This window comes from Qipengyuania profundimaris (genome assembly GCF_030717945.1).
GTDB lineage: Bacteria > Pseudomonadota > Alphaproteobacteria > Sphingomonadales > Sphingomonadaceae > Qipengyuania > Qipengyuania profundimaris.
The window spans coordinates 2,685,597-2,705,379 of sequence record NZ_JAVAIM010000001.1; the positions used below are offsets into that span (position 1 = coordinate 2,685,597).

Sequence of the window (19,783 nt, forward strand, 5' to 3'; positions counted from 1 at the left end):
CGCCCTTTTCTATGCGAATTATCGAGCGCTTACTGCGGCATAAGCACGGTATCGATGACGTGGATCACGCCATTCGATGCAGCAACATCGGTTGCCGTCACGGTCGACGTGCCACCGGCAGCATCGGTCAGGACGACATTGCCGTCGACGACATTGGCAGTGAGCGTGCCGCCATTGACGGTATTGATCGTATAGCCATCTTCACCCGCATCGGAAATCGCCTGCGTCAGCGTAGCCGCATCAACATTGCCTTCCACCACGTGGTAGGTGAGGATGTTGCCGAGCGTCTCCGTATCGTTCGTGGTCAGCTCGGTCAGGGTCGCCTCAGGGATCTTTCCGAAAGCGTCGTTGGTCGGTGCGAAAACGGTGTAAGGACCGTCACCCGAGAGCGTATCGCCGAGTTCGGCAGCCGTCACAGCGCTGACTAGCGTCGAGAACTGTTCGTCGCCCTGCGCGACTTCCACGATGGTGCCGGTCTCGGCGGTGTCATTCGCCATCTGGTCGGCAGCGGCGGTGTCGTCGGTCGTCGGCGTTTCTTCGACCGGTTCTGCACAGGCGGCAATAGCCAGCGAGGCAGCCGAGGCGAGCGCGATTGTAAGCTTGTTCATATCTAACCCTTTTTTGAAGAGAGTGAGCGTGTCGGCGACAGGCTCTTCCAGCCGCCGCTTCAAGATACGAACGACAAACCCAGCTGGATGTTTCCGATTTGGGCGAAATTGTGTCCAATCGGCGCGAAGCTGAGACGAAACGAGGCATAACCAAGGTCGAGACGGTCACGAGTTGATCTCAATGAGCCCCCCTCACGCCTCTGGCACTTCGGATGGATTCGCTCGTTCATGATTGACCTGCTCTCAACACGAGGAAAAGCCTATGCCTGACCGCACCATTTCCGATATCGCCGCCAAGCTGAAGTCGATCGACATCGCCATGCTCGTCACCAAAACCGGTGCCGAAGGCGCAATCGCCGCTCGACCGATGTCGAACAATAAGGACGTCAGCGCCGAGGACGGAACCACCTACCATTTTGCGACGGACGATGGCCGAATCGACGACGACCTCAAGCGTTCGGACCAGTGCGGCGCGACCTATTCCAGCGGCGAATTCTATTGCGCCGTCCAAGGGACCGGCAAGCTCCATCGCGACCGTGCAACGCTGGAAAAGCATTGGGTCAAGGATCTCGAGAAGTGGTTCGAAAACGGTCTCGACACCGATGGCTTGGTGCTGATCGAAGTATCGCCCGACCGGATCGCGTGGTGGGAAGGCCGCGACCAGGGCGAACTTACGCCCTGAGCACTTGCGCGGAACCTCGGTCGACCCGTGCTCACATGACCTTATCGGGGCGCGGGTCGTGGCCGTGGCGGCCTTCCTTGCCGAAGTGGCGCTCGAGCCGCTGGGCGAGCGTATTTGCCGCCATGCGCGCAGCATCGTCTACCTTGCTGGCCTTGGCTGTCACGCCGACCGGCTTGCCGCCGCGCGGGCGCGCCTCGATCGTGCAGGCCTTGTCGTCGGCACCATGCTTGGCGCCGTTTTCGTCGCGCACGTGAATTTCGATCCGGGTCAGGCGCTCGTCGAAGCGCGCCAGCTTGTCGCGCACGCTCGCCTCGATTCGTTCGGCGACGTTTTCGGTTCCCATAACGCTGCTGTCGGAATTGAACTGGACCTGCATCGGGATCGCTCCTCTCGATTGTTTCTCTCATAGTTAGAAATGGGTCTCGGCCTGCAGGTTTCCAGAGCAAATTCATTTTTCGCTGTGCCTGGACCGCGACAAATCGCTCCCTGTTCGGAACGCCGCACGCCACCACTCATTGATTTTCTATAAGCATTTCAACACTCGCAGACCGGTCGACGCCGGTTGGGAAGATCTGACCCATGACCATACGCCTCGCTCCCCTCACCGCCGCAATCGCCGCAAGTGCTCTCTTCACGGCACCGCTCGCAGCCCAGGATTTCGATCTCGATGGCGACGACGACGGTGGCGACATCGGCACCGAAGAGGTAATCGCCGGGGCCGTCATCATCGGCGGGCTCGCCGCGATCCTCGGCGGGGATGACGACGATGATCGGTACCGCGACCGCCGATATGGGGACGATTACTACTACGACCGCGGCTACGAAGGCCGCTATTACGATGGCGAGCACCGCATGCAGTACAGCCGCGAGCTGATCGAACGCTGCGTCTATGTCGCCGAGAACGAAGCCCGCCGCTGGGGACCGGCCAATGTGACTCAAATCGAAGATGTCGACCGCGACGGCCGGCTGCTCAAGGTCGAAGGCGACATCCGCATCGCCGGACATTACGAGCGCGACGGCTGGAACGATTACGATTACGACGACGGCGACAGCGGCGAGTTCGAATGCATGATCGATCGCCGCGGACGCGTGGTCGATATCGATTTCGACGGACTATGAGGCGAGGCGGCACCCGTCGCCACCTCATCCCATGCCGAGCAGGAAGGCGAGGAATAGCACGCCGAACACGGCATCGCCCACCAATATCCAGCCGAGCGCTTTCGGCGTTTCCAGCTCCCGCAGCGCCGGAGCCATCAGCGCGACGACACCCGCCTTACCCAGCACGCCTGCCCACAGCATCGGCCCGAAGCGCACCGGGTCGAGCGCGACGATGGCATAGACCACGCCGAACGCCACCACGAGCAGGCCGATGACCCTGCCCTCGCGCGGAGCGCCGGACTGCAACAGGCTGCCCGCGCCGATCACGGCGTTATAGGCTGCGGCCGCCCAGAAGACGATTGGCCAGAACTCCATCGCGCCTCTCCTTGGCTGCCTTCGATCCTACCGCCCCAAAGCCGCGTCTGCCAGGATCGTGTCCATATACTCACGCACCTCGACGATTTTGCCGTCCGCTAGCCTGAACACGAAGGCGTAGTCGTTGTCGTAGCGCAGACCCTCCACCGTTTCCGCATCGCCCTTGGCCAGCACCACCACGTGATCGCCATCGGCGAGGATCAGTTCGGGGATATTGAGATAGGGTCCGGCGAAGCGCGCGAACAGCGGGCCGACGAGGTCGCGCTCCACTGCAGGGAGGCCCTTGGCATGTTTCGACCAGGCGGAAGAGCCCATGACCCGCCACTCGATTTCCTCCGCGAACAGCGGAAGGAAGTGCGACGGATCGCCGTGGCGCAGACCTTCGAAAGCTTTCTCGATCAGCGCGCGGTTGGTTTCGGTTGCATCAGCCATTTCCACTCTCCCTGTTCCCTTCCGCGATGCGGCGGTGTTCGTCGACCGAGCGCTTCATTTCCGCCGCCTGCAGATGCAGCGCCTGGTTCGACAAACGGATCTCGCGGCTCTGCTGGAAGAAGCCGAGCACCAGCCACAGGAAGGCCAGCGGGCTGGACACCCCGCCGAGGAAATCGCCCAGCTCGTTGAGGCGCAAGTCCGCCGGGTTCTGCCCCTGCACCGTCAGATAGATCACCAGCCCCGCCAGATAGAGCGCGGTCAGGACCAGGCCGACGACCGGCAATCGCCGTCGCTCGCGCTTGTCGTCCAGTATGGCGGCGGGTTCGGTATCGGCCATGGCGCTCCCCTTCTCGCAGCGGCGGATCTTGCCGGGAGAGTGGCGGGAGTTTGCCCGCTTGTCGATAGGTGCACGGCGACGAAGGGAGAGCGTGCTCCCCTCGCCCCGCCCAGCTACCGCCTGCGCGCATATGAGCCGGATGGACGGAACGCGCGCGCGCCCTCACCCGTCGGTGCAGCATCACGGCAAGGCGCACACTGCTGCCCCGCCCTTACAAGGAACCCAACCATGTCAGCCCCCAAGAATCTCACCGATTGCTACACCCACGAACTGCAGGACAACTGGTCCGCGAACGAGCAGATGGAGACAATCGTCCGCAAGATGGCCGATGCCACCGACGACAGCTCGCTCGCCGACAAGCTCAGGAAATCCGCCGACGGCATTGCCGACAGCACCGCGACGGTGAAGGAGCTGCTCTCCGACTGCGGCATCTCCGAGAAGGAGCATTGCAAGGGCATGGAAGGCCTCGTCAAGGAAGCCACTAAGCACGTGCTCGAAGCCGATTTTGACGATGGCGACGTGCGCGACGTGGTGCTGATCTCGCAATACCAGCGCATGAGCCACTACGGCATCTGCGGCTTCGGCACGGCCAAGGCCTATGCCGAGGCGCTGGGCAAGAACGACCATGTGGCCAAGCTCGATGAGCTGACCGCCAATTGCTACGAGGCGGACGAGAAGATGACCGACCTCGCCGAACGCTGCGCCAACCTCCGCGCGAAGGAGACCGAAGCCGCCTGATCCGGCCACGATGGACCATCGGACCCCCGCCCGCCACATGGCGCGGCGGGGCTTTTGGTGTCCAGCCGCCATTTACCGGCATCGCGCCACTCGGCTAGGGGATCGGCCATGCCTGCGCCCATGCCCCTCACGCCCGCGATCCTGGTCGATGCAGATGCCTGCCCGGTGAAGGAGGAGATCTACCGCGTGGCGGAGCGTCACAAGGCCCATGTCCGCGTGGTCAGCAACAGTCCCTTCCGCGTGCCGGTGAGCGAGCGGGTGAAGCGGGTGGTGGTCTCCGACGGCCCGAATGGACCAAAATACGACGCGGCAGACGACTGGATCGCGGAGAACGCATCCCCAAGCACCGTGGTCATCACCGCCGACATCCTGCTGGCCGAACGCTGCCTAAAGGCGGGCGCGACGGTGCTGCGCCACGACGGCAAGCCCTTCGATGCCGCCAGCATCGGCAGCGCGATCGCCACCCGCGCGATCATGGAAGACCTGCGCGCCGGGATGGACGGTCCCCTCGGCACGGCCGGAGGTGGCCCGCCCCCGTTCGGCAAGGCGGACCGGTCCAACTTCCTGCAGGCGCTGGACCGAGTGCTGGTGAAGCTCGCCAGGGCCTGAGCGGCGTGTAGGACGATTGCAGGACTTGCCTCCTGCCAGTCCCATCACATGGACCGCATGGACCACAGTCCTGGGGCAAAAAAGTTTGAGGGGGTGTGCAGGCGCTCGGCGGACGGTCTTGGGAGGGGCGGAGCGTGAACATGGACCGCATGACAACAGGTTCGGGCGGAGTAGGAAAGACCCCCTTTTCAGGCCGCGAGCGCCCTGACCCTTTCAGCGATTTCGCCGATCGCACACGGCTCCGCCATCGCTCCGACACGCGATAGTGCGATTGTTTTCTGATCGGACAAGTCGGCAGCCCTCACGGCATGGAATTGCCATTGGGCAGGCTCGCGATGATCTGCACGCTGCGGATCGGCCACACCGTGCCAGCCGAAGACATAGATCTGCGCCGCACGGCCCGGCTCATCGATCCAGTGCAAGCCTTCGTAGCGGCCTGTCCGCGCCTCGATATCGAAGCGACCGCGATTGGGGCGGAGGCTGGGTTCGTGCCAACTCTGTAAAGCGGCCGACTGCTTCACTTCGAGTCTTACTCCAGCGCCATTCTCGAAATCGTGCGAAGCCAAATCGGCAGAGCACCACCGCCATTCGGGTTCCAGAACCTGCGCCAAGATTGCCTCTACAAGCGTACCGCGGAAGGTATTGGTGACGAGGGGCTTGTCGAACAGCGCCGACATCAAGCGCGATTTCAAGTCGGCATCCATGTTGCGCGTATAGCCGCCGCGCGCAATGCGGTGAAGAAGGAAGCCCGTCCTCAAGCAGCGAAGCGGTAGGACAACAGAAACTCGCAAGGCGGGCATCGGCTATCACGAGATCGTCGCCGGCCACACCACACCAAGCGAGCTCAGGACACTTGTCGAAAGACTGGTCCCGGAACAAAAAGGATAGTGTCTCGTATCGAAAAGGATAGCGCCGGAAATCAAATGTGGATTATTTATCCGCCATACATTTTATGGGTCACCGTAATTTTACCGTATTTGATTAGAAAGCTGGAAGCCTAAGCTATAGCTAGTAATCTCCTTTAATCTTTGTAGAAATTACTTTGACCATTCCCGCTCGTTAAATCTCATCCGATTTGGAGCGATTTTGAAACTGCCGAACGAGACATTATCCCGCGTACATATTACGCCCCGCCAACTCGAATGTATCGAAATGGTTGGCGAGGGAATGTCGTCCAAGGAAATTGGCAGAAAATTGGGCATTTCCCATCGGACGGTCGAGGCCCATATCTTCGCCGTGATGGATGCTCTCGATGTCGGCAATCGGGCAGCGGCCGTCCGAAAAATTCAGGAGCTCGAAAGCGCGCAGACAAATATCGCTGAGAGCTCTTCCATCGTTCTGAAGGGCCCAGCGACTGAGAATTATCTCATCGCGCCGAAGCCGCCGACTGAACACCAAGTCCGGAGAACGCGCCGTAACGCGTTTTTACCTCCCCCGGGTGGACGTAGGAATACCGACGGTCCGGCCCAACGGTTGATCTGGATTACGAGGATCACCCTGATCGTTCTCGTCGTCGTCAACGCGATCATTCTGTCCGTTTTGGCGCTATCGGCGATGGCAGAATAGGCAATGCGATGGTTTTCTTGCCCCCCCAGAGCCTGAAGCTTTGGAGTAGAAGGAGAAAACATGTTCAAGATCGAAGAAACATCCGGTCGAGTAGTGGCCGGCGAAACCCAGCAATCCATAGCCATGATCGACAAGGCACTGATTTCGGCGGCCAACCTATGCGCAAGCATCGTGGAAGCCAGCAATTCCTCCAGCCTTCCAGTCAACGCGCCGCAGGCTGCGCTGTCCGAACTCGGCGAAGGTCTGTCGATGCTGATTGCCGGGCGTCAGCGGCTCGGTTCCGCCACGCTTGAAATGATCAAGATACAGAAAGCGTCCAATCTCGAAGCGGTATCTTTCGGATGCCCGGATGGAAATTTCGGCTTCCAGGCACACCCATCCACGGCCACACAGGACGCCTGAACCATGACTATCGTCGCGATCGGTTTCTACATTGTCTTTTTCGGCCTGATCGGCCTGGTCTGGCAATTGGGCGATCGCGACGATCACAAGATGATGCTCATCGTTACGGCTGCGATCGTCGCAACATCACTGACCGGTTTCTTCGGTGAATACGAGCGACGGGTCCTCGTGCGCATCATCGACACGCTTCTCGCCGTCGGCGTCACCTATTATGCCGTGAAGTCGTCGCGGTATTGGCCGCTTTGGTTTGCGGGCATCCTTTGGGCCGCCGTGATCCTCGGCCTACTGGCATTTGCACTGCCGCCTGCGGAGGCGAATATCCTCTTCTTCGCAAGCACAGCCATGTCCTTCCCGTCCCTGCTTGTAATGGCGGTCGGCCTCGTGATGGACAGCAGATCGAATGGCCGGTCGCAAGCTCGTCCAGACGTTCCTTAAGATTGAGATCAGCTTTCGGGCAAATACAATTTTTCGCCCCTTTCGCGGTAAACTTTGCTCATCTCCTCCATCCCCTCGCGCGCTTCCTCGACCTCTTCGGCTGAGGTCTCGCGCTTGATGTTCTCACTCGCGAGGTAGCTGTCCGAGTTCTGCTTGGCGGCGAAGTCGCGCACTTCCTGCGTGATCTTCATCGAGCAGAATTTGGGGCCGCACATGGAGCAGAAATGGGCGGTCTTGGCGCCTTCTGCGGGGAGGGTCTGGTCGTGATATTGCTCGGCCGTGTCGGGGTCGAGGCTGAGGTTGAACTGGTCGCGCCAGCGGAATTCGAAGCGGGCTTTCGAGAGCGCGTCGTCGCGGACCTTGGCAGCGGGGTGCCCCTTGGCGAGGTCGGCGGCGTGGGCGGCGAGCTTGTAGGTCACCACGCCCACCTTCACATCGTCGCGGTCGGGCAGGCCGAGGTGTTCCTTGGGCGTGACGTAGCAGAGCATGGCGGTGCCGTACCAGCCGATCTGCGCCGCGCCGATGCCGCTGGTGATGTGGTCGTAACCCGGCGCGATATCGGTGACCAAAGGCCCGAGCGTGTAGAAGGGCGCTTCGCCGCAGGCCTCCAGCTGCTTGTCCATGTTCTCCTTGATCTTGTGCATCGGCACGTGGCCGGGGCCTTCGATCATCACCTGCACGTCCTGCTCCCAGGCGCGCCTGGTCAGTTCGCCCAGCGTGTAGAGTTCGGCGAACTGGGCTTCGTCATTGGCGTCGGCGATCGAGCCGGGGCGCAGGCCGTCGCCCAGCGAATAGGCGATGTCATAGGCCTTCATGATCTCGGTGATCTCGTCGAAGCGTTCGTAGAGGAAGCTCTCTTTATGATGCGCGAGGCACCATTTCGCCATGATCGAACCGCCGCGGCTGACGATGCCGGTGACGCGCTTGGCGGTCATCGGGACATAGGGCAGGCGCACGCCGGCGTGGATGGTAAAATAGTCGACGCCCTGTTCGGCCTGCTCGATCAGCGTGTCGCGGAAGATTTCCCAAGTGAGGTCCTCGGCAATGCCGCCGACCTTTTCCAGCGCCTGGTAGATCGGCACGGTGCCGATGGGGACGGGCGCGTTGCGGATGATCCATTCGCGCGTGTCGTGGATGTTGCGGCCCGTCGAGAGGTCCATCACCGTGTCCGCGCCCCAGCGGATCGACCAGACCATCTTGTCGACCTCGTTTGCGACGTCGGAGGCGACGGCGGAATTGCCGATATTGGCGTTGATCTTGACGAGGAAATTGCGCCCGATCGCCATGGGCTCGGTTTCGGGGTGGTTGATGTTCGAAGGGATGATCGCGCGGCCGCGTGCCACCTCGTCGCGGACGAATTCGGGCGTGACGTAATCGGGCAGCTCGGCGCCCCAGGGTTGGCCATCGTTGCGCGCGGTGAGGCGGGCGGCTTCCTCGCGCAGCATCTCGCGGCCGAGGTTCTCCCGCTCGGCCACATATTCCATCTCGGGCGTGATGATCCCGCGGCGGGCATAGTGCATCTGGCTGACGTTCATGCCGGGTTTGGCGCGCAACACCTTCTTCGCGACATTGGGGAAGCCGGGTACGCCGCCCGAACGGTCGGGGCCGAGCTGGCCGTTATCTTCGGGCTTCACTTCGCGCGCATCGTATTCCTCGACATCGCCGCGCGCCATGATCCACTCGCGGCGCTTCTGTTCGAGGCCCTTGCGGATGTCGATCGTGGCATCGGGATCGGTGTAGGGGCCGCTGGTGTCGTAGACGCGCACGCTGGGTTCGCCGCCCTCGAGATCGATCTCGCGCATGGCGACGCGCACGCCGCTGCCGCTCTTCGCACCGACATGGACCTTGCGGCTGCCGCGGATCGGGCCGGTGGTCACTCCGATGTCGAATTTGGAATTGATGTCGGCCATGCGCTTCTCTCCTCATGACGGAAGAAGAGCGGATTTATCGCGCCGCCCACTCCCTCCGCCGATGCTAATCGGTTCAGGTTCGACGGGTCGGCGGACTTCAACCGCCCTCTCAGCCTCATGGCTCCCCGGGGATCGGAAATGGTCTAAACCCTGCGCGGCCCTGGCGCAAGGCCAGTGCGAGGGCGGATAGTGAACGCGGCGTTTACCATCATTTAAACGTGTTGTCGTATCGAGCGGCCAGTGACGAGAATACCGACCAGTTGCTTGCCACTCGTTCTACGAGTCCTGCTGCTCACCTGCGGCCTGCTGGTGCTTTTCCAATCGCAAACAGCAATGGCGCAAGACTGTTCACGAGCAGGGGCCCGGGGCGCGGCTCCATCGTCATGGGAGACGTATTGCTGGCTCAACATGAACATCTACAACGATACGATTGCCCGTTCCGCCACCGGACAATCGCTCAGTTACAACTTGCCCGACGGATCGCGGCTGACGTTCCGCCTGCGAGTTACGAATACGCCGACTACGGCGGGGACCGCGCTCTTCAGCGCCACCGCACCCAGCTGGACGGGCGCGGCAGTGGGCAACAGCAGCTTCCTCAACATTCCGGGCCGCCCGATCCTCTATCAAGGTGCGGCAGGATCACTTACCACGCTCAACATAACCAACATCACCGTCATTCCGCCAGCTGGAGTTGCTCAGGCAAGTCAGTACGCTTTCGTGGTCGCCGATGCGGAGTCGACCGACAATTCCGAGTATCAGCAATACACGACCAATGGCGGTGCCTGGCAGATCCTGGACCGCGTGGCACCGATCAGCGGTATGCAATATCCGGTCACGACCGGTGTGGGCACGACCACGTTCCGTGCGGCGGGGGGCGGCCAATCAGGCAATGTCGGCGCGTTTATCGTCAGCTCGCTCAACCCGACATCAGCCACGGTCACCATGCAGGGTGCAGGACTTCAGGGCGTCATGCTCGCAATCCGTTTTGCGTCGATCACACTAAGCAAACAGATCGAGGGTCCTCGTATCGCAGATAGCGACCAGTTCCGTTTCTCGATCCGTTCCACCAGCGGTGCTACCGTTTATGCGCAAGGCCAGACGAGCGGAACCGATCGCGGCCCCTTCCCCGCAGCCGTTTTCTCGTCGACGTCAGGCGTGCCTCTCGTCCTTCGCGAAGAGATGCTCCCGGGAAGCTCCAGTAACTTAGCCGATTATCGGGGCTCGCTTACCTGTACCAATGCGAATACCGCCTCCACCACCGTCATGCCCCGAAATGTCGTTACGACCAGCTACAATTTCGGGACCTTGCAATTCGGCGATTTCGTCGATTGCATCTTCACCAACACGCCTTACCCGCGCGTCGAGCTTCGCACAGCCATAGCATCCGCCGGCCGTATCTTCACGACCGATCAGTTCACGCTGACGATTCGCGACGACACCGCGAACGCGCAGGTGGCGGCGTTTACAACTACCGGGACCGGCGCGACCGTAAGCCCTTCGACGTCGGGCCTTTTGTCCGCCACGGCCGGGAGCACTTATCGATTTACCGAAACCGCAAGTGGAACGACAATCCTTTCAAGGTACGCGCCCCGCCTTGCATGCGTGAACCGTAACGGGTCTTCGACAACCAGTCTGCCGTCAGGGGGATCGACAGGAACGGTCATTCCCAAACTCGGTGATATCATTGTCTGTACAATCACCAATACGCGCAACGCACCGGCCGCGATCCTTACGGTTGGCAAAGCATCGCGAGTGGTGTCGTCTTCGGGAGACAGTTCCGCCCCGATGGCGATACCCGGCGCCATTATCGAATATACGGTTACCGTGACGAACACGGGTGACGCCCCTACGGACGCCTCGACCCTGCGCCTTTTCGACAGACCCGACGAGGCGATGGCATGGCTGACAACCTTTACGCCGGTATTCACTGATGGGCCGATTGCCAGCGGGCTGACTTTCAATAGCGGCAGCAATGTCGCCTATTCCAACCAGTCTGGCGGGAACCCCTTCGGATACGCGCCTGCCGGGCCGCAGGATCCTGCCGTTACAGCGATTCGCTTTTCACCGGCCGGGACGCTGCGGGCATCCGACGGAACAGCGCATCCCAGCTTCACTCTTCGATACCGGATGGTAGTAGAATGAAGGCGCCGAATTAGCGCCACTCGCTCCAGCCATCCGGCAGATCAGTTGCTGGCGAACGCCAGGTGCTGCCGCGTCTACCCTTACCAGTAGATCACGTCGGCACCCGTGAGTGCATCCGCCAGGCTATCGGCAGCGGCCATTCCGGAAACCTTGTCAGCCAAGGGGTTCGAGGCCGAAAATTGCTGGAAGTCGTAGGCTTCGAAGCTCGACGCGGTCAGCTGCGTGCCGGCATCGACCTTGGCGAACAGCACCTTGGCCTGTGCGCCGCTGCCGTCGGCATCGTACCAGATGTTGCCGGTAGAACTGTCGTAGATGATCCGCTGGCTGGCCGTGCTTGCACTGGTTCCGGCGCGGAACGCCGCGGCATCAAGCACGCCTTCCGAACCTATTCCGGAGAAGATGCCGAGATTGAGGATGATGCCATCGGTGCCTACCGCGAAGTCGGTGATGGTATCGACATTGCCTGCGCCAAGGTGGCTATCGAAGATGAAGACGTCGGTCCCGCCTCCCCCGGTCAGCATATCGGCGCCATCGCCGCCGAACAGCAGGTCGAGGCCCGCACCGCCTTCCAGACGGTCGTCCCCATCTCCGCCGAACAGAATGTCGTCGCCATCGTCGCCGAAGAGACGGTCTGCGCCCGCTTCTCCGTAAAGCTCGTCGTGATCGGCCCCGCCCACCAACGTGTCGCTGCCAGAACCGCCGAACAGCAGATCGAAGCCTGCACCGCCCGTCAGGTGATCGTTGCCGCCTTCGCCCAGAAGTATATCGTTGCCTGCCCCGCCATCGAGGATGTCGTCCCCGTCACCGCCGTCCATGCCGTCGTCGCCAAGACCGCCGATGAGCCGATCGTTGCCGATACCGCCATAAAGCAGGTCGCTTCCGGTGCCGCCGCTGAGGTAATCGGCCCCGGACCCGCCATCGAGCTGGTCGGCGCCGTCGTCGCCGAACAGCTGATCGTCACCGCCATCGCCCTGCAGCATGTCGTCTTGGCCGCCGCCGCGAAGTACGTCGTCATCATCGCCGCCGGAAAGCACGTCTGCTCCGTAGCCGCCCACCAGAAGGTCGCGCCCGGCGTCACCGGAAAGACTGTCGTTTCCGCCTCCGCCATTCAGCGTATCGTTGCCGTCACCGCCGATCAGGGTGTCGGCGCCAGCCTCGCCGTTCAACGTGTCGGCTCCGCCGTTTCCTTCCAGCCAGTCGTCACCCGCGCCGCCGAACAGGCGATCGTTGCCAGCACGGCCGTAGAGCAGGTCGTTGCCGCTGCCACCATTCAAAAGGTCGTTACCCTGCCCGCCGGTGAGCGTGTCCATGCCCATGCCGCCGTACAGCTGGTCGTCGTCGGCACCGCCGTCGATGACATCGTTGTTGCGTCCGCCGGAAATGGTGTCGGCCCCGTCTCCGCCGAACAGCGCATCGTCGCCGTCGCCGCCGTCGATAGCGTCGTCGCCGCCGTCACCGAAGATTTCGTCTGCGCCCGCGCCGCCTACCAGCGTATCGCCGCCATAGCCGCCGCGCATGTGATCGTCGCCTTCGCCGCCGTACATTCGATCCGTGCCGTTCTCTCCGTAGAGGAAGTCGTCCCCTGCAAGTCCGCGAAGCGTATCGTTACCCGCGCCGCCGCGAAGGGTGTTGGAACCCCACGATCCACGCAGCAGGTCGTCGCCCGCACCGCCAGTGAGCGACTCAGTGCCGGGATTGTAATTGACCGACCAGCCGTTGGCGAAGTCCGAGATGTCATGATCCTGGAACGTCGCGACGGTGACCCACTCGCCGCTATAGTCGCGCACCTGCAATAGGGCGTCCGAACCGTCCTGCCAGAAACGCATGTCTTGGGTGAGGAAAGGGTTCTGCCCCCGGTAGATACCGAGATAGACCAGCTCGTCGATCTGCATCAAATCGCCACCTGCGCCGGTGTCGAAATCGCGGATGACTATGTCGAGATCGCCCGACGGTGTCAGGGCATAGGGATCGAACCGCAAGGTGTCGCGTCCGCTCCCCAACGCCACATCCATCGCCAGGCCGTTGAATGTCAGCCAGACGGTATCGTCGTCGAGACCCGCCCGGATGACGACCGAGCCTTCATTGCCGTTAAAATAGAAGGCGTCGCGCCCTGCGCCACCGATGGCGTCGACCCGGGTCGCGTTGTAAATCTGGCCGCCGAAGCCGTCGTTCCCGTTGCCGCCCTGCATAAGCACCCTGCCGACCGGATCGGTGTCATACCGGCTGAGGGTCAGCTGGTCGTCGCCCTCACCGCCGTAAAGCCGGTCGTTCACCCCTGTGCTGGACAAGGTGTCGTTGCCGTTCCCCCCAAACAAGTCGTTTGATCCGCCATTGCCGTCCAGCCAGTCGTTCCCGTCGCCACCGTAAATGCTGTCGTCGCCGGCCAAGCCATAAACGGTATCGTTTTGTCCAAGGCCGTAGAGTGTGTCGCCGCCTTCGGTACCTTGGTAATAATCGTCATACTGGCTGCCGTACCAGGTAATCCCCGGACCGGGCGTGCCGTCGTAATTGTAGCCGAGATTGCTGTAGACGAAATCGGTCAGGGCCGTGTCCTGGAAGGTGACCATCGTCACGTAATACCCGGACGTATGGCGGTACTGCAGCAGCACGTCGCTGCCGTACTGGATCATCTGCAGGTAGCCACCCGCGAACGGATTCCCGCCGTCGTCGTACCAGCCCGTCAGAGTCTCGATGAGCGAGTCGCTCAGAACAATCTCGTCGCCGTTTTCCCCCGTCTGGAAATCGCCGATCGTGATGCTGCTCGCTTCGCCGAGCGTCTGGTTGTAGTCGTAATAGGAATACCCGCCGAAGATGCGGACGATATCCTGCCCATCGCCGAGCCGTATGTCCCACTGCATGCCGTAGGTTTCGACATTAACCTCGTCATTGCCGGCACCGGCGCGAACGACGACATTGCCCGCTTCCCCGCTCGCTCCGATCAGATCGTCCCCTGCGCCGCCGATAGCGGTCAGCGTACCGGCGAACTGCGTATCGCGGATGTTGAAGAATAGAAGGTCGTTGCCGTTGCCGCCGTCGAGCAGGATGCGGTCCTGGCTGGTGCCCATTCCTTCGTCGCGATAGGCGAAGAGGTAATCGTCCCCATCCTCGCCATAGGACCGGTCGTTGCCGGCGCTGCTGGTGATCGAGTCGATGCCCGCGCCGCCATAGACAATGTCATCGCCCAGGAAGCCGTATATATCGTCGTTTCCGCCGCGGCCGTAGATCGTATCGCCCCCGGCAGTGCCAACCAGGTAGTCGGCGTTGTCCGTTCCGTTGATGGTCTCGCCGACGGGCGGCTCGCCGCTGGTGTCGAAGCCGACATTGGCCTCGTTGAAGGTGCTCGCCTGGGTGTTCTCGAACCGGATCAGCGTTTCGAAATCATAGCCGGTGCCCGAACCGTCCCGGTCGATCTGCAATAATGTGTCGGTTCCGTTCTGGAGCAAGCGCGCATGGCCGGTCGAGAACGGATTGCTGCCATAAGGCATGCCGGTCATCTGATGGGGAATTTCGTCCCACACCAGTACGTCACCGTTGGCACCGGTGTCGAAATCGGTGACCACCATGGCGACATGCCCCCAATCCACCTGGCGCAGGACCATATAATCGGTCTCTGCGCCGAGGCTTATCGTGAAGCTCGCTCCGCTCAGGTAGATGTCGAAGCGATCGCCGCCATCGCCGCCATGAGCCGTTGCCTGGCCGAAACCGCCGGAGAGGCTGAACCAATCGATCCCAGCCTCTCCATAGGCGGTCACGACGGTATTTACTTGGTTGTAACCCAGAAAGATCCGGAAACTGTCACCGCCATCGCCGCCGTAAAGAACGCTCGAAGATGCCTCTGCTCCATAATAGGAACGATCGAAGTTTATGGAGTCGTTGCCGAGGCCTGCGCGGACAATATCGCTACCCCAGTTCGCCTGGATGGAATCGTCGCCGGCGCCGCCATAAAGCAAATCGTCGCCAAACCCGCCGTCGATATAGTCATGGCCATCGCCACCGATGATCGTGTCATTGCCGTCGTCGCCGAAGAGGTTGTCGTTACCCGCACCCCCATCGATGCGGTCGTTGCCACCTAAGCCCGTGATGTCGTCATCACCGCCGAGACCTTCGAGAATGTCGTCGCCGTCGGTACCCTCGATGTAGTCGCCACCTTCAGTGCCGGTAAAACGCATGACCAGTATTCCCTGCCCAGATTGACCCAATAGCCAAGTGTTTACGGGCAGTTTTTGTCTGGTCGAGCGAATTTGCGGAGCACAAGACGTTTTCTGCCAAACGAGGACTTTACGTCACTATCGGCAGCAGGTTTCGTCAGACTAGTTGAGCACTATTCCTAAAACGGAAAATTGGATGCCCCGTGAGGATTCGAACCTCAATTGACGGAGTCAGAGTCCGTAGTCTTACCATTAGACGACGGGGCATCGGCGCTCACCGGGCCGCGCAGAATCGTGTACTGCGCGCGGGAGAGGTGGGCCATCTAGTTTCGCCGTCTGCCGAGGTCAACCCCGCTCCGGCGGCGCCTCTTGCCCCCTTTGCGCTTCACGGCTAGCATCGGCACCAAGTCCCCGCGCCCAATGGTTGGTGCGGGAGGAACAAGAAAGCTCCTTATAATGGCGGACAGTCCTCCGCCGGACATCACAAGGGGGCCTGGACGCAAACGGGGCGACAAGTCCGGCAAGGTAGCCGATTTTCGCTACAAGCGCCCCGCCCGGCCCGACCAGACGAGAGGCGAAGCTCGCACCCGTGCGCCGCACGAAGGCACAGCCGGACGTGGACCGGGCGCAAACGCCCGACCGAACACGCACTACCGCCAGGCGTACGCCGCGCTCGATCTTGGCACGAACAACTGCCGCCTGCTGATCGCACGGCCGAGCGGAGCGGATTTCACCGTGATCGATGCCTTCAGCCGCGTGGTCCGGCTCGGCGAAGGCCTCGCTGCGAGCGGAAGATTGTCGGACGAGGCAATGGACCGGACGCTTGCCGCCCTGCAGGTCTGTGCGGAAAAGCTGAGGCGCCGCAATGTCCGCCTCGCACGTTCGGTCGCGACCGAGGCCTGCCGCCGCGCTGCCAATGGCCCGAAGTTCATCGAGCGGGTGAAAGAGGAAACCGGCATCGTCCTCGACATCATCTCCGCGCAGGAGGAAGCGCGACTGGCGGTGCTCGGCTGCCATGTCCTGCTGGAAGACGGGACCGGCCCGGCGATCATCTTCGACATCGGCGGCGGTTCGACCGAGCTGGTGCTGGTCGAACCGGGCGGCCCGGTCCCGCGCATCCTCGACTGGCTGAGCGTGCCGTGGGGTGTCGTCTCGCTGACCGATACTGTCGGGCCGTCGGACGGCAGCGAGGAAGGCCGGCTCGATCGCTATCGCGAAATGCGCCGGACGGTCGCCCGCAGCTTCCGCAGCTTTGCCGAGCGGATCGGCGAGCATGCGCGCTCGAGCGACGGCATCCGCCTACTCGGCACGAGCGGCACGGTGACCACGCTTGCCAGCCTGCATCTCGAACTGCCGCAATACGATCGCCGCGCCGTCGACGGCCTGATCCTGCCCTCGCAGGCAATGCGCGACATTTCCACGCGCCTCTCGCGGATGAGCGAGGCCGACCGCCGCCAGCTGCCCTGCATCGGCGACGATCGCGCCAATCTCGTCATCGCCGGCTGCGCGATCCTGGAATCGATCCTCGACATCTGGCCCTCGGTCCAGCTCGGCGTGGCCGATCGCGGCATTCGCGAAGGCATCCTGCGCAGCCTGATCGCCGCCGATGCCGACGGCGAACGCAGCCGCGCGGCCATGCAGAAGATGCGGGAGCAGGATGTATGATTAGTAGTAGCATTCCGGGTGGCGGTTTCTTTTTCGGGTGCGGAAAGCGCATCCGCGCTTTCCTTGCGGCACCGGCCGGACGGATGTCCGGCACGCACGCAAACGGAAAAATATAATGGCCCGCTCCGGCAAGGATCGCGAAACGCGGGTTCGCACCGCGAAGAAGCGAACGGCGAGTTCGACCCGCTGGCTACAGCGCCAGCTCAACGATCCCTACGTCAAGCAAGCAAAGGCCGAAGGATATCGCAGCCGCGCGGCCTACAAGCTGATCGAGCTGGATGAGAAATACGGGTTGCTGAATGGCGTAACCCGCGTCGTCGATCTCGGTATCGCGCCCGGCGGCTGGAGCCAGGTCGTACGCAAGCGCAAGCCCAAAGCTCTGATCGTGGGCATCGACCTGCTCGAAGTGGAGCCGATCGAGGGCGTCGAAATCTTCCAGATGGACTTCATGGACGACGATGCGCCGCGCGTGCTGGAAGAGGCACTGGGAGGCAAGGCCGAGCTGGTGATGAGCGACATGGCCGCCAATACCGTAGGCCACAAACAGACCGATCACCTGCGCACCATGGGCCTGGTCGAAGCCGGCGCCTGGTTCGCGATCGAAAACCTCGCGCTAGGCGGGACCTATCTTGCCAAAGTCCTCGCGGGCGGGACCGACAACGACCTGCTCACCTTGCTCAAGAAGCACTTCAAGACGGTGAAGCATGCAAAGCCTCCCGCCAGCCGCAAGGGTTCCAGTGAGTGGTATGTCATAGCTCAGGGTTTCAAGGGCTAAGCCACAAACGGAAAGGCCCCGCCGAAGCGAGGCCTTTTCTCGTCAAATACGAAGCTGGCGCCTAGTCGACCTTGGTCGCCCCTTCGTTGTCGCCGGCGGCGTTCGCGGCAGGCACCGGCTGATCGGCACTCATGGCGCCAGCCGCCTGCGCGGGATCGGCGGGTTCGCCTTCGACCGCGCCCGGACCTGCGCCTGGCGCTTCGCCTGCAACGTCTTCGCTCTCGACTTCGGGAGCTGCGGGTGCAGGCTTGGCAGGCGCACCGCCGAACGTGGACATATATTCCATCACATTGGCGCGATCTTCAGGCTTGGACAGGCCGGCAAAGCTCATCTTGGTGCCGCTTGCGAAAGCGCGCGGGCTGGTGAGCCACTCGTTCATGTTCTCCCAAGTCCACTGGCCACCCTTTTCGGACAAGGCACTGGAATAGGCGAAGCCCGCGTGGCCGGCGATAGCCTTACCCATCGTGCCGTATAGATTCGGGCCGATGCCATTGGCGCCGCCCTGTTCGATCGTATGGCAGGCGGTGCATTTGGCGAAGACCGCCTCGCCCGCAGCCGCATCGGCGTTGGCCAGAAGTGTGCCGAGATCCGGCCCCGCATCCGCGCCCGCATCGGTTTCCTCGCCCTGCACGAAATAGCCAGGCTCCGCGCCCTCTGGCAGTTCGCCGCTGTCCGCATGGAAATACATGCCCGATGCGATCGAGCTGCCGAGCGCGACGATACCGGCGAAAAGGACCCAGCCGGCGGCGGTATTGAAACGGTCGTCCATTGCGTGCTTGCCTGCGAAAAAATCTGTTGGTTCGATGGTTGCGCGCCGCTCTAGTGAAGCAAGCGGGCGGGCGCAAGTGCGCTTCGTGCAATAGCTCTTGAACCGCGCGTAGGCCGCCCGTAACGCTGCGCCATGCGCCAATTTGCCAAGCCAGCTCTTGAGATGGTTGATTCCATGCGGTCCGCTGCGGCGGGTGATCCGATGCGCGCTATTGCTTTCGGCGGGGCACCCGGATCGAATTCGCACCAGGCGGCGATGCAGTTCGCGCCCGAGGCGCTGCCGCTGCCCTGTTTCAGCTTCGAAGATGCGCTGGAAGCGGTCGACAGCGGCCGTGCGGGCTGCGCAATGATCCCGATCGAGAATTCGCAGCACGGGCGCGTGGCCGATATCCACTTCCTGCTCCCCGAAAGCGGCCTCAATATCGTTGCGGAGCATTTTATGCGCATCACCCACGCGCTCATGGCGCTGGGCGAGGGGCCGTTCGAGGCGGCCTACAGCCATCCGCAGGCGCTTGGACAGTCGCGCCAGTTTTTGGCCGAACGCGAGATCGTGGGGCTCAGCCATGCCGACACAGCCGGCGCGGCTGCCTTCGTGGCGGAAAGCGGGAACCCGTTCATCGCCGCGCTCGCCCCACCGCTGGCGGCCGATCTCTACGGCCTGAAGATCATCGAGGACGAGGTCGAGGACGCGCATGACAACACGACCCGCTTCGTCGTGCTCGCGAAGGAACCGCTCGACGCCGCGACGCTGGTCGGGACGTCGGCAATGACGACCTTCATCTTCGAGGTGAAGAACATCCCGGCCGCGCTCTACAAGGCGCTGGGCTGTTTCGCGACCAACGGCGTCAACATGACCAAGCTGGAAAGCTACCAGAAGGGCGCCAGCTTCGCCGCCACCCAGTTTTTTGCCGACATAGAGGGGGTTCCGGGCAATCCACGCGTCGATACCGCGCTGGAGGAGCTTGCCTTTCAGACGAACCAGGTCCGCCTGCTCGGTAGCTACCCTCAAGCAAGGAAGCGCGGCTAACGGAAGCCCGCCGAGCGAAAATCTTTCGGCGAGTCGTTTCTGAAGTTCGACGGGTCGAACGAAAAA

The 19,783-nt window shown here is 62.1% G+C and carries 20 protein-coding genes, 1 tRNA gene and 1 riboswitch; of the genes, 11 read left to right on the forward strand and 10 right to left on the reverse strand.

The window, feature by feature from the left end; all coding sequences use genetic code 11:
• Window positions 1-29: 29 nt before the first annotated feature.
• Entirely contained in the window at window positions 30-608 is a 579-nt protein-coding gene (locus tag Q9K02_RS13305) for a fasciclin domain-containing protein (RefSeq protein ID WP_305933330.1), read from the reverse strand.
• A 262-nt stretch (window positions 609-870) separates the two neighbouring features.
• On the opposite strand from Q9K02_RS13305, the gene Q9K02_RS13310 reads away from it, so the two are divergent.
• Complete coding sequence (locus tag Q9K02_RS13310) at window positions 871-1,290, forward strand: pyridoxamine 5'-phosphate oxidase family protein (RefSeq protein WP_305933331.1); 420 nt, start codon at window positions 871-873, stop codon at window positions 1,288-1,290.
• Between the two features lie 31 nt (window positions 1,291-1,321).
• Here the strand turns inward: Q9K02_RS13310 and Q9K02_RS13315 are convergent, their stop codons facing one another.
• Window positions 1,322-1,666 carry an HPF/RaiA family ribosome-associated protein gene (locus Q9K02_RS13315; RefSeq protein ID WP_305933332.1) on the reverse strand — a complete coding sequence of 115 codons (345 nt, stop codon included), beginning with the start codon at window positions 1,664-1,666 and terminating at the stop codon, window positions 1,322-1,324.
• A 203-nt stretch (window positions 1,667-1,869) separates the two neighbouring features.
• Between Q9K02_RS13315 and Q9K02_RS13320 the strand changes: the two genes are divergently transcribed.
• Window positions 1,870-2,409: a hypothetical protein gene (locus tag Q9K02_RS13320; RefSeq protein WP_305933333.1), complete on the forward strand. Its 540-nt coding sequence runs from the start codon at window positions 1,870-1,872 to the stop codon at window positions 2,407-2,409.
• Window positions 2,410-2,433: 24 nt separating this feature from the next.
• Here the strand turns inward: Q9K02_RS13320 and Q9K02_RS13325 are convergent, their stop codons facing one another.
• The 3 genes from Q9K02_RS13325 to Q9K02_RS13335 are packed head-to-tail and all read right to left on the reverse strand — an operon-like array spanning window position 2,434 to window position 3,532.
• On the reverse strand, window positions 2,434-2,763 hold the full coding sequence (locus Q9K02_RS13325; protein WP_305933334.1) for a hypothetical protein: 330 nt from the start codon (window positions 2,761-2,763) through the stop codon (window positions 2,434-2,436).
• Window positions 2,764-2,790: 27 nt separating this feature from the next.
• Window positions 2,791-3,195, reverse strand: a complete 405-nt coding sequence (locus tag Q9K02_RS13330) for a nuclear transport factor 2 family protein (protein ID WP_305933335.1) — start codon at window positions 3,193-3,195, stop codon at window positions 2,791-2,793.
• Window positions 3,188-3,532, reverse strand: coding sequence for a hypothetical protein (locus tag Q9K02_RS13335; protein WP_305933336.1), 345 nt, complete (start codon window positions 3,530-3,532; stop codon window positions 3,188-3,190). Before Q9K02_RS13335 ends, Q9K02_RS13330 begins: the two co-directional genes overlap by 8 nt.
• A gap of 228 nt (window positions 3,533-3,760) precedes the next feature.
• On the opposite strand from Q9K02_RS13335, the gene Q9K02_RS13340 reads away from it, so the two are divergent.
• The gene (locus Q9K02_RS13340; RefSeq protein ID WP_305933337.1) at window positions 3,761-4,270 is read left to right on the forward strand and encodes a ferritin-like domain-containing protein; all 510 of its coding nucleotides are present in this window, start codon (window positions 3,761-3,763) and stop codon (window positions 4,268-4,270) included.
• Between the two features lie 108 nt (window positions 4,271-4,378).
• A complete protein-coding gene (locus tag Q9K02_RS13345) occupies window positions 4,379-4,879 on the forward strand; it encodes a YaiI/YqxD family protein (protein WP_305933338.1) in 501 nt (166 codons plus the stop codon).
• A gap of 188 nt (window positions 4,880-5,067) precedes the next feature.
• Here the strand turns inward: Q9K02_RS13345 and Q9K02_RS13350 are convergent, their stop codons facing one another.
• Complete coding sequence (locus Q9K02_RS13350) at window positions 5,068-5,637, reverse strand: hypothetical protein (RefSeq protein ID WP_305933339.1); 570 nt, start codon at window positions 5,635-5,637, stop codon at window positions 5,068-5,070.
• Between the two features lie 328 nt (window positions 5,638-5,965).
• On the opposite strand from Q9K02_RS13350, the gene Q9K02_RS13355 reads away from it, so the two are divergent.
• Genes Q9K02_RS13355 through Q9K02_RS13365 form a run of 3 tightly spaced genes read left to right on the forward strand, consistent with a single transcriptional unit; the run spans window position 5,966 to window position 7,282 of the window.
• On the forward strand, window positions 5,966-6,445 hold the full coding sequence (locus Q9K02_RS13355) for a response regulator transcription factor (RefSeq protein ID WP_305933340.1): 480 nt from the start codon (window positions 5,966-5,968) through the stop codon (window positions 6,443-6,445).
• Between the two features lie 60 nt (window positions 6,446-6,505).
• Complete coding sequence (locus Q9K02_RS13360; protein WP_305933341.1) at window positions 6,506-6,847, forward strand: hypothetical protein; 342 nt, start codon at window positions 6,506-6,508, stop codon at window positions 6,845-6,847.
• Between the two features lie 3 nt (window positions 6,848-6,850).
• Window positions 6,851-7,282: a hypothetical protein gene (locus Q9K02_RS13365; RefSeq protein WP_305933342.1), complete on the forward strand. Its 432-nt coding sequence runs from the start codon at window positions 6,851-6,853 to the stop codon at window positions 7,280-7,282.
• Window positions 7,283-7,290: 8 nt separating this feature from the next.
• Here Q9K02_RS13365 and thiC read toward each other — a convergent pair whose 3' ends face one another.
• Window positions 7,291-9,192: a phosphomethylpyrimidine synthase ThiC gene (gene thiC / locus Q9K02_RS13370; protein ID WP_305933343.1), complete on the reverse strand. Its 1,902-nt coding sequence runs from the start codon at window positions 9,190-9,192 to the stop codon at window positions 7,291-7,293.
• A gap of 32 nt (window positions 9,193-9,224) precedes the next feature.
• Window positions 9,225-9,330, reverse strand: a riboswitch (TPP riboswitch).
• Window positions 9,331-9,525: 195 nt separating this feature from the next.
• Between thiC and Q9K02_RS13375 the strand changes: the two genes are divergently transcribed.
• A complete protein-coding gene (locus tag Q9K02_RS13375; protein ID WP_305933519.1) occupies window positions 9,526-11,334 on the forward strand; it encodes a CshA/CshB family fibrillar adhesin-related protein in 1,809 nt (602 codons plus the stop codon).
• An 80-nt stretch (window positions 11,335-11,414) separates the two neighbouring features.
• On the opposite strand, the gene Q9K02_RS13380 is transcribed toward Q9K02_RS13375, so the two are convergent.
• Window positions 11,415-15,503 (reverse strand): calcium-binding protein, encoded by a 4,089-nt coding sequence (locus Q9K02_RS13380; RefSeq protein ID WP_305933344.1) that lies wholly within the window; start codon window positions 15,501-15,503, stop codon window positions 11,415-11,417.
• 172 nt (window positions 15,504-15,675) lie between these two features.
• Window positions 15,676-15,749 (reverse strand) — tRNA-Gln (locus Q9K02_RS13385).
• A gap of 189 nt (window positions 15,750-15,938) precedes the next feature.
• Here Q9K02_RS13385 and Q9K02_RS13390 point away from each other — a divergent pair.
• Complete coding sequence (locus tag Q9K02_RS13390) at window positions 15,939-17,147, forward strand: Ppx/GppA phosphatase family protein (protein ID WP_305933345.1); 1,209 nt, start codon at window positions 15,939-15,941, stop codon at window positions 17,145-17,147.
• A 115-nt stretch (window positions 17,148-17,262) separates the two neighbouring features.
• On the forward strand, window positions 17,263-17,922 hold the full coding sequence (locus Q9K02_RS13395; protein WP_305933346.1) for an RlmE family RNA methyltransferase: 660 nt from the start codon (window positions 17,263-17,265) through the stop codon (window positions 17,920-17,922).
• Window positions 17,923-17,983: 61 nt separating this feature from the next.
• Here Q9K02_RS13395 and Q9K02_RS13400 read toward each other — a convergent pair whose 3' ends face one another.
• On the reverse strand, window positions 17,984-18,691 hold the full coding sequence (locus Q9K02_RS13400) for a c-type cytochrome (protein WP_305933347.1): 708 nt from the start codon (window positions 18,689-18,691) through the stop codon (window positions 17,984-17,986).
• Window positions 18,692-18,823: 132 nt separating this feature from the next.
• Between Q9K02_RS13400 and Q9K02_RS13405 the strand changes: the two genes are divergently transcribed.
• Window positions 18,824-19,717 (forward strand): prephenate dehydratase, encoded by an 894-nt coding sequence (locus tag Q9K02_RS13405; RefSeq protein WP_305933348.1) that lies wholly within the window; start codon window positions 18,824-18,826, stop codon window positions 19,715-19,717.
• The last annotated feature ends 66 nt before the right edge of the window (window positions 19,718-19,783 follow it).